The sequence below is a fragment of the Pseudomonas sp. GW821-FHT10B02 genome, from assembly GCF_059415665.1.
Genome location: NZ_JBWKNR010000004.1, coordinates 46,674 through 62,018, shown reverse-complemented (window position 1 = coordinate 62,018; position 15,345 = coordinate 46,674). Strand labels below are relative to the sequence as shown.

The window sequence follows — 15,345 nt, the reverse complement described above, 5'->3', positions numbered from 1 at the left end:
TGGAACGGACAATACCGAGATTTTTTATACCGGAACAATATCTTTTATTTCGCTGCTTATTCCATTTTTACCACGAAGCTGCACAGGGTTACCCGGCGCCTTGCGCCAGACGCAGCAAAGCCTGTTCCAACAGGCCCTGCAGGGCGCTGCGCTCACCGGCAAGCGCCCGCTGGCATAGCTGATCAAGCTGACTGGCCAGGGCTTGCAGCGGTGTTGGCAGGTTCAAGTGCCGGGGCAGAATCTCTTCACCACTGCTGACCAGCAACGCAAAGTGAATGACGTTCTCCAGCTCTCGGGTGTTGCCCGGCCAGCTATGAAACTCCAGCACACGCTGGGCGGCCTCACTGATCAACGGCACCGGCAGGTTCAGCCGCGGGCTGTAGATACCGACGAAATACTCGGCCAGCGGCAGGATATCGCCGACCCGCTCGCGCAAGGCTGGCAGCTCCAGATGCCCTTCGCATAGATAGTGGTAAAGCCGCTCATGGAACTTGCCGGCGCCGACTGCCTCGCCCAGGTCGATACTCGACGCCGCGACCAGACGCACATCGACAGGATTGGGTTGCTGGGCGCCGACCCGGGTGACTTCACGGTTTTCCAGGGCAGCGAGCAACTTCGCCTGAATCGCCAGCGGCAAGTCAGCGATTTCGTCCAGGTACAGGGTGCCGCCATTGGCCGAGCCGAACCAGCCGGCCCGGCTGCTGGCAGCACCACTGTGAGCACCGGCGCTGTAGCCGAACAGCTCGGCATCGGCGTAGGTCGGGCTGATCGCCGCGCAGTTGACCGAAACGAACAGGCCAGCGCGATCACTGGCGCGATGAATCTGCCGGGCCAGCAACTCCTTGCCGGTACCGGTCTCGCCGCGGATCAGTACCGGCAGCGCCAACGGCGCCAGCAGTTCCAGCTCCTCGCGCAATTGCCGCGAGCGCGGGTCGACGAACACCAGCGCCTTGGCGCGAATGCTCAGCGGGCTCTTGTCCAGCTCAGGGAAGGTCAGCAGCGGCTGACCGAAGGTGTCGTGATTACTCATGGCAAACTCCCGCCCGAAGCACCTGGGGCCGGGCGTTGGATCAGGATAAGGTCAGCGCCTGGAGTTCAGGCGCGGCGAAGGGCGTGCTGTTCCAGACGGTTCTGCAGGCGGTACAGGTAGGCGAAGCCCTGCTCCCAGCGGCGATGCCCGGACTTGACGTTGATATGCCCGGCCCCGGCCAGAAAACCCACCTCGGCGCCCCAGGCCCGGGCCAGCTGCATGGCGCGTGGAGCACTGATCGCCGGATCGTTGTCGGAGCTGACCACCTGGCTCGGGAACGGCAACGACTGCTGGGCAATCGGCGCAAAGTTGCGCAAGGCTGGCGAGCACGTTGGGCGCTCGACATCAGCTGGTGCTACCAGCAAAGCGCCGCGCACACGACGCAGCAGACCGGCACTGGCTTGTACGGCCCAATGGGCGACGGTGATGCAGCCCAGGCTGTGGGCAATCAGGATCACCGGCGAATCGTCGGCGGCCACGGCCTGTTCCAGAGCCGCCACCCAGTCGTGGCGCTGCGGCGTCACCCAGTCGAGCTGTTCGACCCGCGCACTGTTGGGCAGCACTTGCTGCCAGTGACTCTGCCAATGATCTTCTGGCGAACCTTGCCAGCCCGGCACAATCAGGTAACGGATCGACGTGTTGCGCATGGGGACGCCTCCTGCTGGGTTTGCGTGCTTGAGGCCAAGTATAGGGAGGTGGTTATATTCGTAAAGGAATAAGAAGCTATTTATTAATAACCAAAATCACAATCCATCCAGCCACAGAAATAAAAAAAGGGACCACCCCCTGCCCAGGAATGGCCCCCGAAGACTTGCCTGAGGGTGTTGCTCAGCGGGCGGTGATCACCGACAGCTTGGTAATCCCCGCACGTTCGATCGAGGCCATGGCGCGCGCCACTTCCCCATAATTCACGCCATCGTCGGCCTGCAGCTGCACACGCAGTTCCGGATCCTTGGCCTTGGCGCTCTGCAGGCTGGTTTCCAGCAGGTCGGGCTGGATTTCATCCTTGTTGATGAACAGTTTGCCGCCACCATCGATGCTCACCACCAGCGGGTCTTTCTGCTCCACCGGCGCCACGGCTTCGGTCTTCGGCAGGTTGATCGGGATGGCGTTGGTCAGCAGCGGTGCGGTGACGATGAACACCACCAGCAACACCAGCATCACGTCAACCAGCGGCGTCACGTTGATCTCGCTGAGTACTTCGTCACTGTCCTGGGTCGAGAAGGCCATATCAGGAAGCCTCCTTCACTTTTTGCGCGGTACTGCTGGCCGGCTTGTAGGCCGTCGGGTGCACCAGCACGCGGAAGGCACTCTTCTGCGCCAGGCTGTAGAAGTCGTGAGCGAAGTCATCGAGGTCGGCAGCGGTCAGCTTCAGGCGCCGCAGGAAGTAGTTGTAAACCAGCACCGCCGGCACCGCGACGGCGATCCCCACACCGGTGGCGACCAGCGCCGCACCGATAGGACCGGCAACGGTTTCAAGACTGGCGGAACCCGCCGCGCTGATGCCCTTAAGGGCTTCCATGATGCCCCAGACCGTACCGAACAGACCGATGAAAGGCGAGGTACTGCCGATACTGGCAACCACCGCCAGGCCGGTTTCCAGCGAGCGCCGCTCACGCACGATCTGCTGACGCAAGGCGCGCTCCAGGCGGTCCTGATGGTTGATGGCCTGGCTCAGGTCGCTGGCCTGACCAGGCTCGCCGACGGCAATGGCGGCGTAACCGGCCTGGGCCACCCGGGCGGCAGCGCCTGGTTGGGTTTCGCTCAGTTCTGCAGCAGCATCCAGGCTGGAGGCCGCCCAGAACTGCTTGTGAAAGCGTTTGTCCTGGTTTTTCAAGCGCACAAACTGCACACCTTTGATCAGGGCCAAACCCCAGGTGATGACAGAGAAGCCCACCAGCAGCCAGATCACCGCGCTTTCGATGGATTCGAGGGGGGATGCCAATAACGTCATGATCAATACTCTCTCTGTTAGCGCGAATTAGTGGATCTTGAATTCGATCGGCACGCTGACCCAGCCGTCCACGGCCACCTCACCCTGCTTGGCCGGAACGAAGCTCCAGCGCTTGACCGCGGCCAGGGCGGCGTCGTCGAGCTGCTGGCGGCCACTGCTTTTTTGCAGCTGAATCTCACCGGGTTTGCCGCTGGCCAGGACATGCACGCGCAACATCACCGTGCCTTCCCAGCCGCGCCGGTGGGCCAGCGCCGGGTACTCCGGGGCCGGATTCTTCAGGTACCCGGCGCTGGCCGAGGCCGGTGTCACCGGAGCGGGCGCAGGCGGCGTCGGTGCGGCAACCGGTTGCGGTGGCGCGGGAGGCTGCTCGAGCGCCTTGGGCGCAGGTTTGGGCTGCGGCTTGACCACGGGTTTTGCCACAGGCTTGGGTTTGGGTAACGGCTTGGGTGCAGGTTTTGCCGCCAGCTCATCGACCACCGGTGGCGGTGGCGCGACCACCGGTGGCGCAGGCGGTGGTGGCTCGACTACAGGCGGCGCTGGCTGCGAAAACTCGATGGTCATTGGCGGAATTTCCGGCGGCACCACCGGCAGCACCGGCGTTGGCGTCTGGCTGACCCAGTAGGCAACGCCACCGTGCAGAACCAGGGCGAAAACCCCCAGAAGGATTTTTTCCCGGCGCCCCAAAGTGCTTTTCGGCGTGCGCTGAAGACGTTGGTGCGCCAAGGGGACACGGTGCGGTCGGCCGAGATCGACCAGCTCGCCGCTCGGCGTCTGGCGCCAAAGCACATCAAGCGCGGTGGCGGCGGTCTGGACATTAGCCATTGATCAACTCCTGGGATCGCTATGTGTTTCACCGAAGGCAGCTCATTTGCCTTCGCTGTGCGGATCATCACTGCTGCCGACTTATTTCTTAAAGTAATCTTTAAAGTTATAAATAGAACCAAAACGAATAATAAACCCGACCTCTCGCTCTACCCCGCGCCATTCAAGGGCTTGGGCCAATCGCCGGATTGCCGATGCCTGCCGCGCATGAAAAGTATTCAGGGCAGGCATCGAAAAACCGTTCTCAGAAGTCGTAACGACCAGTCAGGCCCAGGGTTTTCGGCGTGCCCACCAAGCCTTCATAACCACCGTTGGCAGCGCTCCAGAGGGTGGTGTAGTAGGTCTTGTCGAAGGCGTTTTTCAGCCACAGCGAGACGTCCCACTGGCCCTGACCGAGATCGCCGCGCAAGCCGGTGGACAGGTTGACCACGGCGTAGCTGGGGATCTGTGCGAAGTCGGAATCCTCAACCGTGCCCACTGCCTTGGAGCGGAAGGCATAGCTGGCGGTGACATAGGGCTGCAGGCCGTTGTCCAGGTCCCACTGGTACTGGCCGTTGGCATTGCCGATCCATTTCGAGGCGCCGACCACCTGATGACCGGTGAGATCGCAGGAAGCCGGTGCCCCTGGCTGCAGGGCGACTTCCGGGGCGCACGGGGCGTCTTTGTAGGACAGGTAACGCACATCGTTGTAGGAGCCGTTGAGGTTCAAGGTCAGGCCGCGGATCGGCACCAGGGTGCTTTCCACTTCAACCCCGCGTGAGCGCACGGAACCTGCGTTGGTCAGGTACTGCACACGGTTGGCTTCGTCGTAGGCGTTGGTCTGGTAGCCATGCACTTCGGTCCAGAACAGGTTGGCGTTGAGCTGCAGACGGCGATCCCAGAGGGTGCTCTTCAAACCCAGCTCAGCGTTGTTGGCGCGCTCGGTACCGACCAGCAACGAGTCAGCACCGGCCACTGGCGCGGTCGCCACCGTCAGGTTGACGCCGCCGGACTTCTCGCCATGGGACAAGGTGGCATAGCCGAGCAGATCATCGGTAAAGCGATAGCTCAGGTTGAGCAGGCCCGAGGGGCTGAAGGTGTACTGGTTCAGATCACCCGAGTCGTACGCCCCCACCCGGCCCTGACGTACAGCGGCCGCAGCGCCGCTGACAGCAGCACCGCCGACGGGGGCTGCGCGATCGACCCAGGCGCTTTTCTCTTCATAAGTGCCACGGATACCGGCGGTGAAGTCCAGGCGCTCGGTCAGGTGCCAGGTGCCTTGGCCGAACAGGGCAAAGCTGTCGGTCTCGATATGGCCCTTGCCGAGCGTGGTGACATTGGCCAGGGCACCAGCCGGGGTGCCATTCCAGATATCCGCCTGGGGGCCGTAATAGACGAACGATTTGTTATCCAGATCGGAGCCGAAGTAATAGGCGCCCAGTACGTAGTCAAAGAAGCCACCGGTGGGTGACGCCAGGCGAAACTCCTGCGAGTACTGCTTGTCGCGCACCGAAACCCCGGAGTTGAACGCCGCAGGCACGTTCAGGCCCTCGTCGTTGCGCGGGGTGAAGTCCCACCAGCGGTAGGAACTGACAGACGTGAGGGTGAAATCGTTGTCCAGGGTCCAGTTGGCCTCAAGCGAGGTCCCGCCCTGGAACACCGTGACCTGTTGATCACTGTCCAGGTTGACCTTGCGCGTGCTGCCATCGATCAGCGTGGCACCTGCCGCCTTGGCCCGGGCTTCGTAGCGATTGACGCCATTGATGGTCGGCCCGGTGCTGTACAGCAAACGCGTGCCGGCACTGGAATCCTCTTCGTTGTAGTCGCCGATCCAGCGCAGGTTGAACTGCTCACTGGGCTTGTACAGCAACTGCCCACGAAAGCCCTGGCGCGAACCGCCATTGAGGGTATGGCCGTCGAACTCGTTCTTGATGTCGCCGTCGCTGCGGGTCCGGTAGGCCGAAATGCGCCCGGCCAAGGTTTCGCTCAAGGGCCCGGACAGGGTGCCCTTGGTCTGGAAGTAGCCATCCTCGCCCACCGAAGTCTCGATGCTGCGCTCGGGGGTAAAGCTCGGCGCCCGGGTGCTGATGTTGATCACCCCGGCGGTGGTGTTCTTGCCGAACAGGGTGCCTTGCGGACCGCGCAGCACTTCCAGTTGTTCGATGTCCATCAGGTCGAACACCGCCATGCCCGGACGGCCGAGGTAGACGTTGTCCAGGTACAGGCCAACGCTGCCTTCCAGGCCATCACTGGCCGGGTTGTTGCCCAGACCGCGAATCGACACGCTGGACTGGCGCGCATGCATGTAGGCGACGTTCACGCTCGGCACCAGTTGCTGCAGGTCTTGTATGCGGTACACGCGCTGGGTTTCCAGCGCCTGGCCATCGATCACACTCATCGGTGTCGGCACGTCCTGGGCACTCTCCTCGCGACGCCGGGCGGTCACGGTGACGGTCTTGAGCTGGCTGTCGCTGGCTTTCACCGCAGTCTGCTGCGGCTCGGCGGCCTGCGCCGGCAACCAGTGCGCACTGCCGGCCAGCAGCAGGGCCAGGGGCAGGCGCTGGAGCCGCCGCGAAGAGAGAGGTGCAAGGCGATGGGTCGGGCTCATGGGCGGCTCCTGGCCAGGAATTCATATTCCTATTGGCTATTTATTTATTAGTTGAAATAGATTTATCGAATAAGAGATGACCTTTATAAGGAGTGCAACGGAGGTAGGGCAAATGCCTTTGGCCGATACTTTTTATGAGAAAAATGCATATGGCGCGCAGGCGCGAACGAGCACCTAGCGCGTGCTAGATGTGGTGTTTGTTGGGGGTTCAGGGAGGGGAAATGCGATCGCGGGGCAAGCCCGCTCCCACAGGTGTTTCACATACCCTGTGGGAGCGGGCTTGCCCCGCGATTGAGGATGACTCAGATATTGGCGACTTTCTGCCAGACCTTGGGCTTGAAGAACAGAGTCTCGCCACGAGCCAACCCGGTCAGGCTGTCATGATCCTTGACCACTTCAGCCTCGATCAGCTCGCTCTGCCCTTCGACCTTAAGGGTCACCCGGGTGGTCGCGCCCAGCGGCCGGATATCACGCACTTCGGCCGCATGGTGCCCCTCAATCTCATGCCGCGACAACGACACTTCATGAGGGCGGAACAGCACGTGGTGACCTTCGCTCAGGTGCAGGCGGTTGGAGTCGCCGAGGAAGTGGTAAACGAAATCGCTGGCCGGGTTCTCGTACACCTCGCCCGGCGAACCGATCTGCTCGATCACGCCTTTGTTCATCACCACGATGCGGTCGGCGACCTCCATCGCCTCTTCCTGGTCGTGGGTCACGAACACCGACGTCAGGTTGATGTCTTCGTGCAGACGCGCCAGCCAGCGGCGCAGCTCTTTACGCACCTTGGCATCGAGGGCGCCGAACGGCTCGTCGAGCAGCAGCACCTTGGGCTCAACGGCCAGGGCGCGCGCCAGGGCGATACGCTGACGCTGACCACCGGAAAGCTGCTCGGGATAACGGTCGCTGAGCCAGTCGAGCTGAACCATGTTCAGCAGCTCATGGACCTTCTCGGCAATCTTGCTCTCGCTCGGCCGCTCGCCCTTGGGCTTCATGCGCAGACCGAAAGCGACGTTGTCGAACACGCTCATGTGACGGAACAAGGCGTAGTGCTGGAACACAAAACCGACGTTGCGATCACGCACGTCGTGCCCGGACACATCCTCACCGTGGAAAACGATATTGCCCTGGTCGGGGGTTTCCAGCCCGGCAATGATCCGCAGCAGAGTAGTTTTGCCGCAGCCGGACGGGCCGAGCAGCGCCACCAGCTCACCGCTGTGGATATCCAGGTTGATGCTGTCCAGAGCCTGGAAAGCGTTGAAGCGCTTGCTGACGTTACGAACTTCGATCGACATGAATTATTCCTCCGCTGCGCTATGGCGCAGACGGTTAATACGGTTCTCGCTCCACTGCTTGAGCAGCAGGATGAAGAGCGCCAGGATCAGCAACAGGCTGGCGACGCTGAAGGCCGCAACGTGGTTGTATTCGTTGTAGAGGATCTCGACGTGCAGCGGCAAGGTGTTGGTCACCCCGCGAATGTGCCCGGAAACCACCGACACCGCACCGAACTCACCCATCGCCCGCGCGGTACACAGCACCACACCGTAGATCAGGCCCCATTTGATGTTGGGCAGGGTCACGTGCCAGAACATCTGCCAGCCATTGGCGCCCAGCAGACGCGCGGCCTCTTCTTCCTGGGTGCCCTGCTCCTGCATCAGCGGGATCAGTTCACGGGCGACGAAGGGCACGGTGACGAAGATGGTCGCCAGGACAATGCCCGGCAAGGCGAAGACGATCTGGATGTCGTGATCCTGCAGCCACGGCCCGAACAGGCCCTGGGCGCCGAACATCAGCACATAGACCAGACCTGCGATCACCGGCGATACCGAGAATGGCAGGTCGATCAGCGTCACCAGGATGCTCTTGCCACGGAAGTTGTACTTGCTCACGCACCAGGCGGCGCTGACACCGAACACCAGGTTCAGTGGCACCGAGATAGCCACAGCGATCAGGGTCAGCTTCAGGGCCGACAAGGCGTCAGCCTCGAAGATCGCTTCGAAGAATGTTCCCAGGCCCATTTTCAGGCCCTGGGACACCACGATAACCAGCGGCAGCAGCAGGAACAGGGCGAAAATCAACCAGCCGAGGCTGATCAGGATCCGCCGCGAGGTCGAGCTGCCACGGCGCGCGGCGTTGGCCGAAGCGGCCGCGCCAAGGGTAGATGCAGACATGGACGTGGCCTCCTTCAAGGGGTTTCGATGCGCCGCTGCAGCAGGTTGATCAGCAGCAACAGGATGAAGGAAACCACCAGCATCAACACGCCGATGGCAGTAGCGCCGGTGTAGTCATACTGGTCGAGTTTGACCATGATCAGCAGCGGCAGGATCTCGGTTTTCATCGGCATGTTGCCAGCGATGAAAATCACCGAGCCGTACTCACCGACACCGCGGGCAAAGGCCAGGGCAAAACCGGTCAGCCAGGCGGGCAACAGCGCTGGCAGCAGTACGTAGCGAAACACCTGCAGCGGTTTGGCGCCCAGGCAGGCCGCGGCTTCTTCGACTTCCCGAGGGATGTCGGCCAGTACCGGCTGCACCGTACGCACCACGAACGGCAAGGTCACGAAGGTCAGCGCCAAAGTGATGCCCAGCGGGGTGTAGGCGATCTTGAAACCCAGGTCGGTGGCGAACTGGCCGACCAGGCCCGCCGGCGCGTACAACGCAGTCAGGGCAATACCGGCCACGGCGGTCGGCAGGGCGAACGGCAGGTCGATCATCGCCTCGATGATCTTGCGCCCCGGGAAGGTGTAGCGCACCAGCACCCAGGCCAGCAACGTACCGATGATGCCGTTGATGATGGCGGCGCAGAGGGCAGTACCGAAGCTCAGCTTGAGTGCGGCGAGGACGCGCGGTGCACTGATGATGGCCCAGAACTGCTCCCAGGTGAGCTGGGCGGCATGCACGAACATGGCCCCCAGCGGTATGAGCACAATCAGACTGAGATACACCAAGGTGTAGCCCAGCGTCAGCCCGAAGCCGGGTATGACGGGGGAGATACGACGTGACATAAAGGTCCCTGGTTGAACGCACGAAGCCCGGGACGAATCCCGGGCCCATGCTGGCTACTGAACGGCGATTATCCTGACGGCCATGGATCACTGGGCCGTGTAGATCTGGTCGAACACACCACCATCATTGAAAAACTTGGGTTGGGCAGTTTTCCAGCCACCGAAGTCTTTGTCGATAGTTACCAGATCCAGTTTCGGGAACTGCTTGGCGTATTCGGCGGCAACTTTTGCGTCACGCGGACGGTAGAAGTTCTCTGCGGCGATTTTCTGCCCGGCCGGGCTGTACAGGTGTTCCAGATAGGCCTTGGCAATCGCTTCGTTGCCCTTCTTCTCGGCATTCTTGTCGACCACGGCCACTGGTGGCTCGGCGAGGATCGACAGCGACGGCACGACGATTTCGAACTTGTCGTTGCCACCGTCTTCCTTGAGGGCCAGGAACGCTTCGTTTTCCCAGGCCAGCAACACGTCACCCTGACCGTTGTTGACGAATGTGATGGTCGAGCCACGGGCGCCGGTATCGAGCACCGGAACGTGCTTGAACAACTCCTTCACGTATTCCTGGGCCTTGGCTTCGCTGCCACCGGCTTTCAGGCCGTAGGCCCAGGCGGCGAGGAAGTTCCAGCGCGCACCGCCGGAGGTTTTCGGGTTCGGGGTGATGACCGAGACGTCTTTCTTGATCAGGTCGCCCCAGTCCTTGATGCCTTTGGGGTTGCCCTTGCGCACCAGGAAGACGATGGTCGAGGTGTACGGGGTGCTGGCTTCCGGCAGGCGGGTCTGCCAGGTGTCCGGCAGGGACTTGCCGAGCTTGGCCACTTCGTCGATGTCGCCGGCCAGGGCCAGGGTCACCACGTCGGCGCGCAGGCCGTCGATCACTGCCCGGGCCTGCTTGCCCGAGCCACCATGGGACTGCTGGATCTTCACTTTGTCATCCGGGTGAGCCTGCTGCCAGTGCTTGATGAACTCGGCGTTGTACTGCTGGTACAGCTCCCGGGTCGGATCGTAGGACACGTTCAGCAACTCGTAGTCCTTGGCGATGGCGGAACCGGCAAACACGGCGCTGGCGAGGGCAGCCAGGGCATAACGGCGGATGGACATGGTGAAGCTCCCGATTGGCTATTTTTTCTAATTAGGGGTATCAGCTGGGCTTGTTGCCGGGGTTCTGCAGGCGGAACTTTTCCTTGCGTTCGATCTGCACGACCTGGGCGTTGTGTACGGTGATTTCCACCGCACCGAAGCGCAGATCGCGCAGAGCGCTCTGGATTTCGCGCAGAATGGTGGCTTCGTCCTGACCGTCAACGCTACGCAGAGATGCGCTCATGCTCGTGCTCCTGTGAATAAGGGATGCCGTGCAGCTGCGTGAAGGGAAGCGACTGCGCCTGGCTTGAAGGCAATCTTAGGGGGCGTTGAATATTCTTAAAAATACTATTTAAGAATTTTTATATAACCAGAATCACAAATCATCGCCGGCAATGCCGGCTCCCACAGAAGGATATTGTGGGAGCCGGCCTTGCCGGCGATGAGGCCCTTAATCCCAGCGCAATTGCTGCGCCGGAACCGGCCGCCCAAACCAGTACCCCTGCCCCAGCTGGCACTCATTTTCGAGCAGAAACTGCGCTTGCTCGGCCTGCTCGATGCCTTCGGCAAGGACCTGCATACCCATGCTTTTACCCAGCGCGACGATCACCCGAACAATCGCCGCATCATCTTCATCCCACGGCAGGCCTGCGACAAAACCCTGATCGATCTTGAGCTTTTGCACCGGCAAACGCTTGAGCCGCAACAGCGACGAGTACCCCGTGCCAAAGTCATCGATAGCCAGGCGCAGCCCCAGTTCACGCAAGCGGTGCAACTGTTCCAGGGCCACTTCAGGGTCTTCCATCACCGCACTTTCAGTCACTTCCAGTTCCAGCATCGCCGGGTCCAGACCGGTCTCATGCAGCACCCTGGACACTTGCTGGTAAAGGTCGCGATGACCAAACAGGCGACTGGAAATGTTCACCGCCACGAACTGCAGCGGCCGCCCGCTGGCCTGCCATTGCACCATCTGTGCACAGGCGTGGTGCAAGACCCAGGTATCGATATCGGCAATCAGGCCGGTGCGTTCGGCAATCGGGATGAACTCACCGGGCGCCACCAGTCCGCGCTGTGGGTGCTGCCAGCGCACCAGCGCCTCGACACCAATCATCGCGCCGCTGTTGAGCTCATGCACCGGCTGGTAATAGACCCGCAGCTCTTCCTGCTCCAGCGCCCGGCGCAGCTCTCCAGCGGTTTCGACCCGCTGCTGGGCATGGGCCGTCAGCTCTTCGGTGTACAACGCGTAACCGGCACGCCCACAGGCCTTGGCCTTGAACAGTGCCGAGTCGGCATTGCGCAGCAGCTGCTCGGCGCTCAGGGCATCGCTGGGGAACAGGCTGATACCAATACTGGCGCTGACGAACAGGCGCTGCTCATCGAACTCGAAGGGTTGCTTCATCGCATCAATGATATTTTGCGCCAGTGCTGCAGCCTGGCCGACCTGCGGGCATTGCTCGGTGAGCACGGCAAACTCGTCGCCACCCAGGCGAGCCAGGGTCACGCCGCTACCGAGCAGCGCCTTGAGACGCTCGCCCACCACTTTGAGCAGTTGATCACCGACATTGTGCCCAAGGCCGTCGTTGATGCTCTGGAAATGGTCCAGGTCCAGCAACAGCAGGGCACAACCGCGCTTGTTGGCCTGGGCCGCGGCCAGCGCCTGTTCGGCGCGGTCGTTGAACAGCAGGCGGTTAGGCAAGTCGGTGAGTGGATCATGGTGGGCCAGGTAGGCCAGCTCGCGCTCGCTGTGCTTGATCGCGCTGATATCGCTGAACACCGCCACATAGTGGCTGAGCTCGCCGCTGTCATCGCGGATCGAGCAGATGGTCTGCCACTGCGGGTACACCTCGCCACTCTTGCGCCGGTTCCAGATCTCGCCGCTCCACTCGCCCTTTTCGGCCAGGGTCGCGTAGATCTCCTGATAGAACACCGGCCCATGCCGCCCGGACTTGAACTTGCTCGGCCGCTGACCGATGACCTCGTCCTTTTCGTACCCGGTGATCTGCATGAACGCCCGGTTCACATGCACGATCACCCCGTCTCGATCAGTCACCAGCACGCCTTCAAGGGTGCTATCGAACACCGCCGCAGCCATGCGCAGACGCTCGCGGTCTTCGCGGCGCAGGCGTGCGCCGACACCGATGAAATTCAACAGGCGGGCTCGGGAAGTGAAGATCAGCAAGGCGCTGCACAGCACCCAGACATAGGCACTGAGCAATTGCCAGCGGGCCAGTTGCTGAGGATTATCGAAAAGACTGCTCAATAATTGATCAGATAGTGCCAGCCAGAGCACAGACAACACCAGATAGAGCGCAGCCATGCGCATGGCGTCTCGAATGGAAGCAGACATAAGGTCCTGACAAGCCCACAAAAAATAATGGGGGATTATAGGGTAGAAACATCCCGTGACCTCCTATCTAAAAGGCCGACTGGTTTTATTTGCCGGTGCAGGGATAATGCTTCCCGCTGTTCCTTATGTTCTAGAGGGCCCTTTCGCCTATGTGGTACCAAGGTTTGCTCAACTTGTCGGCCTGGCAACTGCTGGCAGTTACCCTGGTCATGACCCATGTGACCATCGTCAGTGTCACGGTCTACCTGCACCGCTATTCAGCCCACCGCTCGCTGGAACTGAACGCCGGGCTCAAGCACTTTTTCCGTTTCTGGCTGTGGCTGACCACGGCGCAGAACACCCGCGAGTGGACAGCCATCCACCGCAAGCACCACGCCAAATGCGAGACCGTCGACGATCCGCACAGCCCGGTGATCCTGGGATTGTCCACCGTCCTGCGCAAAGGTGCCGAGCTGTACCGCGAAGAGGCACAAAACCCGGAAACCCTGCGGATCTACGGCAAGAACTGCCCGGAAGACTGGATCGAGCGCAACCTCTACTCGCGCTACAAGCTGGGCGGTATCGCCCTGATGGCGGTCATCGACCTGCTGCTGTTCGGCACCATCGGCATCACCATCTGGGCGGTGCAGATGATGTGGATACCGTTCTGGGCCGCCGGGGTCATCAATGGCCTTGGCCATGCCGTCGGTTATCGCAACTTCGAATGCCGCGACGCCGCTACCAACCTGGTGCCGTGGGGCATCATCGTCGGCGGCGAAGAGCTGCACAACAACCACCACACCTACCCCAACTCGGCCAAGCTGTCGGTCAAGCGCTGGGAGTTCGACATGGGTTGGGCGTGGATCAAGCTGTTCTGCTTCCTGCGTCTGGCCAAGGTGCAGCGCGTCGCGCCGATTGCCCATCGGGTCGAAGGCAAGGGCCAGCTGGACATGGACACCGCCATGGCGATCCTCAACAACCGCTTCCAGATCATGGCCCAGTACCGCAAGCTGGTGATCGCGCCGCTGGTCAAACAGGAACTGGCGCGGGTCGATGACTCGGTGCGCCATCAGTTCCGCCGCGCCAAGCGACTGTTGTCGCGGGAAACCAGCCTGCTGGAAGACCGTCACCACCTGCGCATCCAGACCATGCTCGAACACAGCCAGGCGCTCAAGACCATCTACGAAAAACGCCTGGCCCTGCAACAAATCTGGCTACGCACCAGCGCCAACGGCCACGACATGCTGGCGGCGATGAAAGACTGGGTACACGAGGCCGAAGCCAGCGGTATTCAATCGCTGCGCGACTTCGCGGCGCAGCTGAAAACCTACTCCCTGCGCCCTGCAGTGAGCTGACGCCGTTGATCGGCGCGCTCTTCCCGGGGCGCGCCGTCCGGAACTTCACCGCCTATTCTCACTCTGACAGGCATAACGCCCGCGTGGCGGGCCGGGTCGTGGCCGCCCGCCTCTGTGTGAGAAGTTCCGCGCAAATGGTCAACAAGAAACCGACGTCCCACCCCCACAATGAGCCCCCTGAACTGGCCCAGGCCCTCCTGGCGCTGATGCACGCCCAAGGCGAAGTGGCGCGTCTGAGCGAGCGCGAACAGCTGTTCAGCTCGTTGCTCGATAGCGTCAATGCCGTGCTCTGGGCGTTCGACTGGGAATCACGTCAGGTGCTGTATGTCAGCCCCGCCTACGAGCGAATCTTCGGCCGCCCGGCTCACTTGCTACTGGCCGACTTCAATCAATGGCGCGACAGCATCTACCCCGACGACCTCGACTACGCCGAGCGCAGCCTGGCCGAAGTGCTGGTCAAAGGCGCCGTGGAAGACCGCGAGTACCGCATCATCGATGCCGACGGCAACGTCCGCTGGCTCAGCGACAAGTGTTTTATCAACCAGCAGACCGACAACGAGCATCGGCTGATCGTGGTCGGCATGGCCGAAGACATCACTGAAAAGAAACGCGTCGAAGGCGAGCTGCAGCTGCTGGCAACCACGGATGTCCTGACCCAGAGCAGCAACCGCCGGCACTTCTTCGACTGCGCTCAGGAAGCGTTCGAAGTGGCACGGCGGGAACACACGCCGTTGACCTTCCTGCTGCTCGATATCGATGACTTCAAGCAAATCAACGACACCTATGGTCATCAGGAAGGCGACTATGTGCTGCAGCACATCGCCGACACCGGCAAGGCCGTGTTACGCCATGGCGATCTGTTCGGGCGCATCGGTGGTGAGGAGTTTGCCGCAGTGTTCCCCGGCTGTACGCCACAGGTCGCCGAACAGATCGCCGAGCGCTTGCAGCGGGAAATCCAGCGTCTGCAATTCAGTCATGATCAACAGGTGTTCGGCGTGACCGTGAGCCAGGGGTTGACCGGCATCAGTGAAGTGGATTCATCGCTGGACAGCCTGTTTGCCCGGGCGGATGCGGCGATGTACCAGGCCAAGCGCCAGGGCAAGAATCAGATTGTGATCGGCTAATCGCCGGCAATGCCGGCTCCCACCAGAAGCTCAGTTCAACCCTGTGGGAGCCGGCATTGCCGGCGATTGGCC

The 15,345-nt window shown here is 61.6% G+C and carries 14 protein-coding genes; 2 read left to right on the top strand and 12 right to left on the bottom strand.

What is annotated here, in order from left to right:
- Positions 1-88: 88 nt before the first annotated feature.
- The 12 genes from AC07OF_RS08100 to dibA all read right to left on the bottom strand — a co-directional run bounded on the left by AC07OF_RS08100 (position 89) and on the right by dibA (position 12,815).
- On the bottom strand, positions 89-1,030 hold the full coding sequence (locus AC07OF_RS08100) for a sigma 54-interacting transcriptional regulator (protein ID WP_495072746.1): 942 nt from the start codon (positions 1,028-1,030) through the stop codon (positions 89-91).
- A gap of 65 nt (positions 1,031-1,095) precedes the next feature.
- On the bottom strand, positions 1,096-1,677 hold the full coding sequence (locus AC07OF_RS08095; protein ID WP_495072745.1) for an alpha/beta hydrolase: 582 nt from the start codon (positions 1,675-1,677) through the stop codon (positions 1,096-1,098).
- Positions 1,678-1,858: 181 nt separating this feature from the next.
- Entirely contained in the window at positions 1,859-2,260 is a 402-nt protein-coding gene (locus AC07OF_RS08090; RefSeq protein WP_157190735.1) for an ExbD/TolR family protein, read from the bottom strand.
- A gap of 1 nt (position 2,261) precedes the next feature.
- On the bottom strand, positions 2,262-2,984 hold the full coding sequence (locus tag AC07OF_RS08085) for a MotA/TolQ/ExbB proton channel family protein (RefSeq protein WP_157190734.1): 723 nt from the start codon (positions 2,982-2,984) through the stop codon (positions 2,262-2,264).
- A 27-nt stretch (positions 2,985-3,011) separates the two neighbouring features.
- Positions 3,012-3,806: an energy transducer TonB gene (locus AC07OF_RS08080; RefSeq protein WP_476446350.1), complete on the bottom strand. Its 795-nt coding sequence runs from the start codon at positions 3,804-3,806 to the stop codon at positions 3,012-3,014.
- Between the two features lie 244 nt (positions 3,807-4,050).
- Entirely contained in the window at positions 4,051-6,393 is a 2,343-nt protein-coding gene (locus AC07OF_RS08075) for a TonB-dependent receptor (protein ID WP_495072744.1), read from the bottom strand.
- 302 nt (positions 6,394-6,695) lie between these two features.
- Positions 6,696-7,685 (bottom strand): sulfate/molybdate ABC transporter ATP-binding protein, encoded by a 990-nt coding sequence (locus AC07OF_RS08070; RefSeq protein WP_157190731.1) that lies wholly within the window; start codon positions 7,683-7,685, stop codon positions 6,696-6,698.
- A gap of 3 nt (positions 7,686-7,688) precedes the next feature.
- On the bottom strand, positions 7,689-8,561 hold the full coding sequence (gene cysW / locus AC07OF_RS08065) for a sulfate ABC transporter permease subunit CysW (RefSeq protein ID WP_038605430.1): 873 nt from the start codon (positions 8,559-8,561) through the stop codon (positions 7,689-7,691).
- Between the two features lie 14 nt (positions 8,562-8,575).
- Positions 8,576-9,394 (bottom strand): sulfate ABC transporter permease subunit CysT, encoded by an 819-nt coding sequence (gene cysT, locus AC07OF_RS08060; protein WP_038605428.1) that lies wholly within the window; start codon positions 9,392-9,394, stop codon positions 8,576-8,578.
- 87 nt (positions 9,395-9,481) lie between these two features.
- The gene (locus tag AC07OF_RS08055; protein ID WP_157190730.1) at positions 9,482-10,489 is read right to left on the bottom strand and encodes a sulfate ABC transporter substrate-binding protein; all 1,008 of its coding nucleotides are present in this window, start codon (positions 10,487-10,489) and stop codon (positions 9,482-9,484) included.
- Between the two features lie 40 nt (positions 10,490-10,529).
- Complete coding sequence (gene oscA, locus AC07OF_RS08050; protein WP_007941032.1) at positions 10,530-10,712, bottom strand: sulfur starvation response protein OscA; 183 nt, start codon at positions 10,710-10,712, stop codon at positions 10,530-10,532.
- A 207-nt stretch (positions 10,713-10,919) separates the two neighbouring features.
- Positions 10,920-12,815, bottom strand: coding sequence for a phosphodiesterase DibA (gene dibA / locus AC07OF_RS08045; RefSeq protein ID WP_157190729.1), 1,896 nt, complete (start codon positions 12,813-12,815; stop codon positions 10,920-10,922).
- A 149-nt stretch (positions 12,816-12,964) separates the two neighbouring features.
- Between dibA and desA the strand changes: the two genes are divergently transcribed.
- The gene (gene desA, locus AC07OF_RS08040; protein ID WP_157190728.1) at positions 12,965-14,149 is read left to right on the top strand and encodes a delta-9 fatty acid desaturase DesA; all 1,185 of its coding nucleotides are present in this window, start codon (positions 12,965-12,967) and stop codon (positions 14,147-14,149) included.
- Positions 14,150-14,283: 134 nt separating this feature from the next.
- Positions 14,284-15,273, top strand: a complete 990-nt coding sequence (locus AC07OF_RS08035; protein WP_157190727.1) for a GGDEF domain-containing protein — start codon at positions 14,284-14,286, stop codon at positions 15,271-15,273.
- Positions 15,274-15,345: the final 72 nt, after the last annotated feature.

What these genes read in the sequence shown, in the direction of transcription:
- AC07OF_RS08100 (WP_495072746.1), bottom strand. Translation starts at nt 1,030, where the DNA reads ATGAGTAATCACGACACCTTCGGTCAGCCGCTGCTGACCTTCCCTGAG.
- AC07OF_RS08095 (WP_495072745.1), bottom strand. Translation starts at nt 1,677, where the DNA reads ATGCGCAACACGTCGATCCGTTACCTGATTGTGCCGGGCTGGCAAGGT.
- AC07OF_RS08090 (WP_157190735.1), bottom strand. Translation starts at nt 2,260, where the DNA reads ATGGCCTTCTCGACCCAGGACAGTGACGAAGTACTCAGCGAGATCAAC.
- AC07OF_RS08085 (WP_157190734.1), bottom strand. Translation starts at nt 2,984, where the DNA reads ATGACGTTATTGGCATCCCCCCTCGAATCCATCGAAAGCGCGGTGATC.
- AC07OF_RS08080 (WP_476446350.1), bottom strand. Translation starts at nt 3,806, where the DNA reads ATGGCTAATGTCCAGACCGCCGCCACCGCGCTTGATGTGCTTTGGCGC.
- AC07OF_RS08075 (WP_495072744.1), bottom strand. Translation starts at nt 6,393, where the DNA reads ATGAGCCCGACCCATCGCCTTGCACCTCTCTCTTCGCGGCGGCTCCAG.
- AC07OF_RS08070 (WP_157190731.1), bottom strand. Translation starts at nt 7,685, where the DNA reads ATGTCGATCGAAGTTCGTAACGTCAGCAAGCGCTTCAACGCTTTCCAG.
- cysW (WP_038605430.1), bottom strand. Translation starts at nt 8,561, where the DNA reads ATGTCTGCATCTACCCTTGGCGCGGCCGCTTCGGCCAACGCCGCGCGC.
- cysT (WP_038605428.1), bottom strand. Translation starts at nt 9,394, where the DNA reads ATGTCACGTCGTATCTCCCCCGTCATACCCGGCTTCGGGCTGACGCTG.
- AC07OF_RS08055 (WP_157190730.1), bottom strand. Translation starts at nt 10,489, where the DNA reads ATGTCCATCCGCCGTTATGCCCTGGCTGCCCTCGCCAGCGCCGTGTTT.
- oscA (WP_007941032.1), bottom strand. Translation starts at nt 10,712, where the DNA reads ATGAGCGCATCTCTGCGTAGCGTTGACGGTCAGGACGAAGCCACCATT.
- dibA (WP_157190729.1), bottom strand. Translation starts at nt 12,815, where the DNA reads ATGTCTGCTTCCATTCGAGACGCCATGCGCATGGCTGCGCTCTATCTG.
- desA (WP_157190728.1), top strand. Translation starts at nt 12,965, where the DNA reads ATGTGGTACCAAGGTTTGCTCAACTTGTCGGCCTGGCAACTGCTGGCA.
- AC07OF_RS08035 (WP_157190727.1), top strand. Translation starts at nt 14,284, where the DNA reads ATGGTCAACAAGAAACCGACGTCCCACCCCCACAATGAGCCCCCTGAA.